At 68.6% G+C, this 8150-nt stretch carries 7 protein-coding genes and 1 pseudogene; 6 read left to right on the forward strand and 2 right to left on the reverse strand.

Features of this window, described 5'->3' with window-relative positions; all coding sequences use genetic code 11:
• Positions 1-137: 137 nt before the first annotated feature.
• Positions 138-824, reverse strand: coding sequence for a hypothetical protein (locus tag OTB19_RS40650; RefSeq protein WP_267803883.1), 687 nt, complete (start codon positions 822-824; stop codon positions 138-140).
• A 638-nt stretch (positions 825-1462) separates the two neighbouring features.
• The gene (locus OTB19_RS40655) at positions 1463-1933 is read right to left on the reverse strand and encodes a single-stranded DNA-binding protein (RefSeq protein WP_267803884.1); all 471 of its coding nucleotides are present in this window, start codon (positions 1931-1933) and stop codon (positions 1463-1465) included.
• An 81-nt stretch (positions 1934-2014) separates the two neighbouring features.
• Here OTB19_RS40655 and OTB19_RS40660 point away from each other — a divergent pair, with 81 nt between their 5' ends.
• The 6 genes and pseudogenes from OTB19_RS40660 to OTB19_RS40685 all read left to right on the forward strand — a co-directional run.
• Positions 2015-2227, forward strand: coding sequence for a hypothetical protein (locus OTB19_RS40660; protein WP_267803886.1), 213 nt, complete (start codon positions 2015-2017; stop codon positions 2225-2227).
• A 125-nt stretch (positions 2228-2352) separates the two neighbouring features.
• The gene (locus OTB19_RS40665) at positions 2353-3594 is read left to right on the forward strand and encodes a hypothetical protein (protein WP_267803887.1); all 1242 of its coding nucleotides are present in this window, start codon (positions 2353-2355) and stop codon (positions 3592-3594) included.
• Positions 3595-3602: 8 nt separating this feature from the next.
• Positions 3603-4151 carry a hypothetical protein gene (locus OTB19_RS40670; RefSeq protein ID WP_267803889.1) on the forward strand — a complete coding sequence of 183 codons (549 nt, stop codon included), beginning with the start codon at positions 3603-3605 and terminating at the stop codon, positions 4149-4151.
• Between the two features lie 173 nt (positions 4152-4324).
• Positions 4325-5194 carry a helix-turn-helix domain-containing protein gene (locus OTB19_RS40675; protein ID WP_267803890.1) on the forward strand — a complete coding sequence of 290 codons (870 nt, stop codon included), beginning with the start codon at positions 4325-4327 and terminating at the stop codon, positions 5192-5194.
• Between the two features lie 1469 nt (positions 5195-6663).
• Positions 6664-7224 carry a hypothetical protein gene (locus OTB19_RS40680; RefSeq protein ID WP_267803892.1) on the forward strand — a complete coding sequence of 187 codons (561 nt, stop codon included), beginning with the start codon at positions 6664-6666 and terminating at the stop codon, positions 7222-7224.
• 302 nt (positions 7225-7526) lie between these two features.
• Positions 7527-8024 (forward strand): annotated as a pseudogene (locus OTB19_RS40685) (transposase); the annotation flags it as partial.
• Between the last annotated feature and the right edge of the window lie 126 nt (positions 8025-8150).

Here is an 8150-nt window from a genome sequence, read left to right on the forward strand (position 1 = left end):
TCGGCCGCCGCCCCCGACCACCCGAGATACCCCAGAAAGCCTGGATCAACGACCCGGCCAAGCGGCGCGAAACCGCACCACAAACCTCATAGCGTCACGACCGTCTCACTGGACTTGAAATCTTCCGGCAGGTGGGCTCAGATGTAGGGGTAGGAGTAGGAGTCGTAGAGGGATGCGGGGCTGTCGGGGATGGGGATGTGTGGGGTTTCGTGGCGGCGGTGTCGTCCGGCCTGGCTGGTATCGCCATGTACCGGTTTGGCAGGGAGGCGTCCTTCCGCGCCGAGCTGCTGGACGCGTAGGAGAAGCGCGCGGTAGTCGACGCCCAGTTCAGCGGCCACCTTGTTCAGATCGAGGCCGGACTGCCAGCTCCACAGCAGGACGGCGTCCATCGACGGGGTCCACTCGGCCTCCTCTCGCGAGATCCGGCCCGTAGACGGGGTCGTCTCGGGACGGGGGTAAGGGGCTGCACGGTCTCCGGCCGGCAGGGGCACGAGAACGGCCGGCGGGGAGTCGCGCTTCGGTTCGGCCTCGCGTTCCTGGGGCGGGGCGGCGGTCGCATGCCGGCTCAGAAGCTCCTCGGCGACGCCGCGCGCGTCCGCTTTCCCGACGACGCGGCGGGCCTGACGCACCTCGCGTTCGCTCAGGCCCATCAGCTTGGCGACGCCGCCGTCGCTGCCGATGGACACGGCGAAGGCCGCGAGGGCGCGAGTACGGTCGGCCCGAGCCCGCTCCAGAAGGCTCCGCGCGTGTCGCATCCGGTCGTCACTGGCACAGAACGCCTCGGCCAGCACGGTGTTGCGTTCCCAAAGGTCACGTGATTCCACGACCGAACAACGCTTCCGCGACGGCCAGGGAACTCATCCGGCGAGCTGTCACCCGATTGCCGGTTTCCCGTCGGATGTCCCATATGATCCGGATAGGTGATCACCTCACCCGAACATCGAACGCCTCGATCCGGACCGGGCTTTCGCGCCCTCCTGGCACATGCGCGATGCCCGGTCCCTCTATGTCCGGATGGGGATGGAGGATCACCGAGCAAGTGGCCGGAGAGAGTGGGAACGTCGTGCGCGAGGCAAGATGAACGATCAAGGAGTGCGCGGTGCCTTACCGCCACCTCGAGTAGCCACACCCGCCGATATCCGACGCCGAGCACGTGCCGAGGGCCTTCGCCCGGTTCGAGATTGTTCTTCCGACGATGAGGACTCACGAGGGCATGGCCGTCGCCCGGGCCAAGAGGAAGCCGCGCGGTAGGCAGCCGAAGCTATCCGCCCGGGCGGTGTCGGTGAGTGGATCTCTCGCCGGGTCGCCCGGCCGCGGTCCACCGATGCGGGCCGGCTGGTGGAGGACGCGGATCGCACCGGCCGTTGGTGCCCCTGCGATCACCTGCCGGCGGTCCCGTCGCTGGATCAGGCTCTGGCCGTGCTGGACGATCCGCGCCACGCCTTCTGGGGCTGAGACCGACTCAGAACGGGTAGCTCTCGGTGGGCGTCGTGGGCTGGGCCTGCTGTGCCAGCCCGGGAGACTGACTGTGCGCGAGTGCCGGTCCGTTCTGGGAAACCATGCCGGGGCGGTGGGTCTTGGTGACGGTGGCGGTCGCGTAGGTCAGGGACGCGGCGATCTCCTCGGCGTCGATCTCGACGGTGGTACGGCGCCGGCCTTCCTTGTCGTCGAAGACGCGTTGCTTGAGCCGCCCGGTCACGATGACCCGCGTGCCCTTGGTGAGGGACTGGGCGGCGTTCTGGGCGGCCGCCCGCCACAGTGAGCAGCGCAGGAACAGCGGTTCGCCGTCGACGAATTCGCTGCGGTCGCGGTCGTAGACGCGTGGGGTGGAGGCGATGGTGAACCCGGCGACGGGAATTCCGGCGGCGGTGAACCGCAGTTCCGGGTCCGTTGTCAGGTTGCCGACCACTGTCACCGGCGTCTCGCCCGCCATGCCCGCCACCCCATTCTTTTTGCTGTCGAAGGTACGACCACCTTACCGGGCCCCGGCCCCCGGGCTGGCACGATGGCCGGTATGACGGATGAGGACAACTCGCTGGAGGCGGCGACCGCGGCACTGACCGCCGCGCGGGAGGCACTGCATGTGGCCCGCCGGAATCTGAGCGCGGCGATCGTGGTCGCGTACCAGTGCGGGGAGCCGGCCGCGCGGATCGCCGAGCGCACCGGCAAGGACGTCATCGAGATCCGCAACCTGCTGGCCGCCACCGGAGCAGCACACCGCACATGATGGCGCGAAAATCCGCTGACGCCGCCCCGGCATGTACCCAACCTGTGCGATGCACGGAATCGGCAGTCGCCGCGCCGGTAGAGTGGCGGCGCGATATGCCCGCTTCGAACCAGGATCAGGTGGCCATGCCCCGGCTGTCCCATGACGATGACACTTCCGACGACTCCGCGGCGGCCGAAACCTTGGCGATGCCGGTCACGGAACTGGTGGCCCGTAGCGGGGAACTGAAGGGCGAGCTGGTGGAGTTCGCCCAGCATCCCCGTTTCGGCAGGCAACTGACCGCCCGCCTGCGGGCCGCCGGCGGCAGCGGCGGTCCGCTGGACGAGGGCGTCGCCGTCCGCACCGTCGATCATTTCGCCCTGCAACACCGGCTCCACGACGGCACCACAATCGTGGAACGTTTCGTCGCCCAGCGACGTCCGCCCCTGACAGCGGACGAGCGCGCGATGCTCCTGGGCTGGCGCGACGTCGTCGAGGGACTGTTCGAAGTCCACCGCGCCGACGACGCAGACGAGGGCACTGTCGTACTCCACAACCTCATCGACGACCTGCGCTACCCCGTCCACTCCAACATGGGCTCTGCGGCACTGGCCTTCCTGGAGCAGGGGATGTTCACCTATAGCCGTATCGTGCCCCTCCATCCCGCCACCGATAACTGGCTGGTCAGCGGCTACCTCTCGCCCTACCCCCAGTCCTCGGGCCCGGATGTCGCACGGGTCGCCCTGCGGATGGCGACCGCGGACCCGGGTCTGCTACGCCGCAACCGGGCTCTGTCCCGGCGGGCCTGGCAGATGCAGGCCGAAGACCGCGCCGCCTTCATCGACCTGTTCGGATCCGACCTCGTGATCCTGCCGCCGGCCACCGCCCAGGAACAACTGACCGAACACCACCGCCGCCGCCTGGAGGAAGCAACGCCATCCACCGAAACCGACGGCGAGCCCAGCCCTGACAACGCTCCCGGCGCCGAGGAGATGGGCCGTCTACCCGAGGACTACATGGAGGCCGACAGCGTCGGGCTGATCTACGACGAGACCGAAGGCCTCAGCTACTACCTCGACTTCGGCCGCCTGGACACCCTCTTCGCCGACCCCGCCCTGGCCCACGACCCCACCTACATCACCCAGCTCCGCACCTACCTGAACGACGACACCGTCTCACCCCTTCCCCTGCGCCGCCTCGTCCAACGCCATCCCCACAGCGCGGACCCGATCTTCCGCACCCTCCTACGCAAACCCGACTTCTCCTGGACACACGACGGCGAAGACCTGCTGCGCAGCCGCAAGAAGTCCTTCTTCCATCAGGAGACGGCCCCCAGCTTCTCCGTCGTCGGAAAGCGCCTCGCCGAACTCCTGCGCACCCCGAACTGAGGACACCGGTGCACGGGCTCAGCGACACGCACCTGGAAGTCCTGATCGAGGAAGCCACCGTGGACGCCCACGACGAGGACGAGCAGCCCACCGGCCTCCACACGATGCTCGTCGACCATCTGACGATCCCGTTCGAGACGACCGTGCTCGCAACGAGCGTCACCGTCGACTCCGTCGACCTCACGCCCGGAAGCCGGATCATCGCCTGGTGCACCCGCGCCCCACACCGCCAGGCCATCGCCATCCTCGACCTCCCCCTGCCCGGACGGCGTCGAATGGATCCACGCCTACCGACACCGGACCGCCTGAGCACGACGGACCCGGCCCGTGGCGAAGGGGACCGCATGACTTTGATCGGCCGGCTCCGTCACGCCGCTGCCAGTTCGGGTTCCCCCGCGTGGAAGTCGACGTCCAGGTGGGGGGCGAACACGTCCGGGCGCGCGGTCGCCTCCGTGGTGACGTACGAACCGAACCGCGTGATGAGGACGATCACCGCTGAGTCCGGTCTTCAGCGGTCCGGGCCGGCCCCGGCGAGCGCCTGGGAGGCCCGGCCTTGAAGCTCGCCGAGGGCGCGGCGACGGCAGCCGCCCCCGACGGCCTGCTCGATAGGTGACCGGCCCACGGACCTTGCCGATGTCCGGCACGACGGCATGGCACGTGATCGGCAAGTACCGTCCCGCGGTAATGCGCTGACCAGGACGATGACATGAGGGCCGGAGGTAGACCGCCCATGGCGGCGAACAGCAATCCCACCGTCGTGAGACGGCGTCTGGGAGTGGAGCTGCGCCGGCTCCGTCAGGCCAGTGGGCTCACGAGCACCGAGGTGGCCGAGCGGCTCATGGTCTCCCAGCCCAAGATCAGTCACCTGGAGAACGGCCGCCGCTCCGCCAACCCCCGCGATGTACGCGATCTGTGCGCGATGTACGGAGTGAGGGACCAACAGGTCATCGACCGGCTGATGCGGATGGCCAGGGAATCCGGCCGGGCGGGCTGGTGGCACGCCTACGGCGACCTCCCGAACAGCGTCTACATCGGCCTGGAGACCGACGCCGCCTCGATCCACACCTACGAGCCCCTGCTGATCCCCGACCTGCTGCAGACCCCCGCCTACGCCCAGGCCGCCATCGAAGCCTCGACCCCCTGGCTCACGGCCGAACAAGCGGCCGTACGCCTGAGGGTGCGGCTGCGCCGCCAGCGCCGCGTCTACGACCCTGCGCGCCCGCTGCGCCTGTGGGTCGTCCTGGACGAGTCGGTCCTGGGCCGTGTCGTCGGTGGCCCGGACATCATGCGCGAGCAGTTGGAGCACCTGAACGCACTCGGCGCCGAGCCGCACATCACCGTGCGGGTCCTCCCCTACACGGCAGGGGCCCACCAGGGCATGTCGGGGCAGTCCTCCATCCTGAGGCTCGCCGACAGCCCCGAGGCGGGGGTGGTGTACCTGGAGCGGTTCACCAGCGATACCCACCTGGAGAAGCCGGCGGACGTAAAATCCTACCGGGCGATGTACGACCACCTCCAAAGCCAGGCCCTAGATCCCGACCACACCCGCCGGTTCATCACCGAGGCCTTCGAGTCGTACAACGACGCGCGGCACCCCTGAGCCCGGGATCGACGGGCCAGAGCCACAAACGGCTCTGTCTCACATCCGGTGGTGACGGCTCGTAGCAATCTTGGCTGACAGTGGTTCTGGCAGGTCAAGTGGCTGACTGACTCTCCGCCTACGGCATCGCCGCAACCCCGACAGAAACTTCATGCAGGTGTCGGTAAAGGATCCACCAGGCTTCTCGCCGTGACTTTCCGTCACCACCCGATGTGAGACAGACTCGTTCCTTTTACACACCCGGCACCGGGCCTGGCCGGGCAGAGGGTCCTGACATCTGAGGCCGGCATCGCCGGACGCACGACGGGGCCCCGCTCGTCCCAGGGGGTTGAAGACGAGAGGTGTCTCAGATGTCAGGACCCAGGGACCACGACCCGGATACACCCCGCAGATCGGTCGAGGCTGGCCGGGAAACGGTTGACCGTCCCGACCACACTCAACGATCGAATACGCCACCGGTTGCGGGCCCGTGTACCTCTCCGGTGAGAACGCCGGCGGAACGCGCTCCCGTCGGGCCCCGGGCGCGGCGCGGGCCGCCCGTGAGAGGGCGAGGATGTGTTGCTGGCCGCGAGGCGAAAGGTGCCTTCAGGACTTCGGCATGCCCAAACCGGTGGGGGCGGTTGGCGGAAGGGTTCCGTCGTGCAGCAACGGCGAAGACGGGCGCACGCCCTGGCGGCGTCGAGCCGGCGCGACGCTCTGACAGTATTCCGTTGCGGCCGACGATGGCCAGGGTGGAGGACAGGGACAGGGACTGGGTTGGGAACGGGATCGGTTTTCGGCTCTGGCCTGTTGAGCCTCTTCGGTTTGGTTTCGCCATGGTCGACCTCACCGTACGGGTGTGGGGCATCGGGAGAATGCGCTCCGAGGTAGCCCATCGCCCGGGCCTGTCGGGTCCGCGGCCCGGTTGGCCCGCTTGAAGAGGCTCGGGTCTCCATCGCCGCCCGCCACGAGACAATCTGAGGACAGGAAGGTGGCCCGGTTCGAGACCCGCGGAACGTCGTGGCGCGGGGGCGGGGTGTCGGAGGGGAGGACGCACGGGATCCTGGCCTGCATCGACGCTGGGCCGTATTCCGCGATCGCCAAGTCGCGTTGGGTGTGGCGTTGCGATGGTGTGCGCGGTTCGTGGGGGAGGCTGGGTGGGTCGATGGTGTCGGGTGAGGGAGCGGTGGGCAGTGGCGATCATGACAGTCGGTTCCGAGGCCGGCGTGACCATTCGGTCCTACGCTCCGGGGGACCTGTCGCGGGTGCTGGCTTTGATCGCCGGGGATCGGCTGCCGGGCCGGCCCGCTGTGACGACCTCGATGCTCACCCACGCCGTGACCGGGCATGGTTCCGGTGATCCGGGGGCCGGAGTGCCGGCGGTGCCGGGCACGGTCCTCGCTGTCTCCGCCGGAGGTGAGGTGTTGGGGGCCGCGGCCTGGGCGGTGCGTCCAGGGGATGGTGACGGGCTCCTGTTGTGGTCGCACTGCGTGGACGATGATCAGGAGATCGCGGGGCTGTTGGTCCGACATGCGCTGGAGCGATTGGGGCGGCGTACGGTGCGCGCGTTCGCGTGTGCCACCGGGCTCGGGTTCGCGGGCCTGCCGGTGCGGAGCCGCCGCGGCACGGCGATGGCGTTGGAGGCGGCCGGGTTCTCCCGGCAGGAGGGGTGGACGTATCTCCACCACCGCCTGGATCCCCACAGTCCCCGGCCGTACGGGTCGGGGGACATCGTCGAGTGTGCCGATCCCCGGTACGGCTGGTATGTGCGTCTGTGGGAGCGAGACGGAACCCTGGTCGGGAAGGCGACCGTCACCCGGCCCGTCGAGGGAGCCTCGATCCTGGAGTGGATCGCGCTCATGCCCCGGCGGGGCGTATTCGGACACGGGCTCCTCGAGCGGTGCCTGGCCCCTCTCGTCGGCCACGGGGTCCGCGAGGTCGTCACGCTCCTCGACACCGCGGAACCCGGCGACAGCGCCGTCCGGGACCTGCATGACCGGGCCGGGTTCCGGGAGATCGACCAGCTCCACCCATACACCCGCCGCCCCTGAACCGAATCGGCCACCATACGGGACCCCGGTGACGGCCGGGAGCACCGGCGGGCGCGAAAACCGTGATCGGACGACAGGCCGACTCGGCCAAGCGTAAGCCATGACGAGGCGCCTGAAGGGATGCCTGTGCCGCGCCCTGATGGTGTCCCGTGGAGTGGTGTAGCTGATCTTGGCTGGGAAGTGCGCCGTCTCTGTGCTCCCGCGTGCATCGGCTGGGGGGGAATGCTCCCTGAAACGGGGCAGGCCACCGTGCAAATGTCCTTGGTGAACGGGCAGTTCAACCCAAGGAGCGCACGGTGGCCTTGTCCCAGCATGACCTACTTCGCCTGCTCGAGTCACTACGTTCGACAGACGGTCTTGAACTCGTCCGCGAGGTCGCCCAGCGGTTGCTGCAAGAACTGATCGAAGCCGAGGCCACCGCACGGATCGGCGCCGAGTGGGGCGAACAGGCCGAGACCCGCACCGCCTATCGCAACGGGCACCGGGAGAAGACCGTGACCACGCAGGCCGGCGACCTGGAACTCGCGATCCCCAAACTACGGGCCGGGAGCTTCTTCCCGAGCCTGCTCGAGCGCCGGCGCCGTATCGATCAGGCCCTCTACGCCGTGATCATGGAAGCCTACGTCCACGGCGTCTCCACCCGCTCCGTCGACGACCTGGTCAAAGCCCTCGGCTCGGATACCGGCATATCGAAGAGCGAGGTCTCCCGGATCTGCGCCGGCCTCGACGAGGAACTCGACGTCTTCCGGGCCCGGCCGCTGGATCACATCCGGTTCCCTTACCTCTTCCTCGACGCCACCGACTCTGCTGCGCAATTCGTGGGGGTTACGCGGTGAGCTGGTAGGCGAGGCGTTCGAGGCGGCTGGTGCGGGTGCGTCGGAGGGGGCTTTCGGTCCAGTGGGCGTCGAGTCTGATCGCGTTGAGTG

Origin of the sequence: Streptomyces sp. H27-H5 (assembly GCF_026627505.1) — a bacterium.
Taxonomy (GTDB): domain Bacteria; phylum Actinomycetota; class Actinomycetes; order Streptomycetales; family Streptomycetaceae; genus Streptomyces.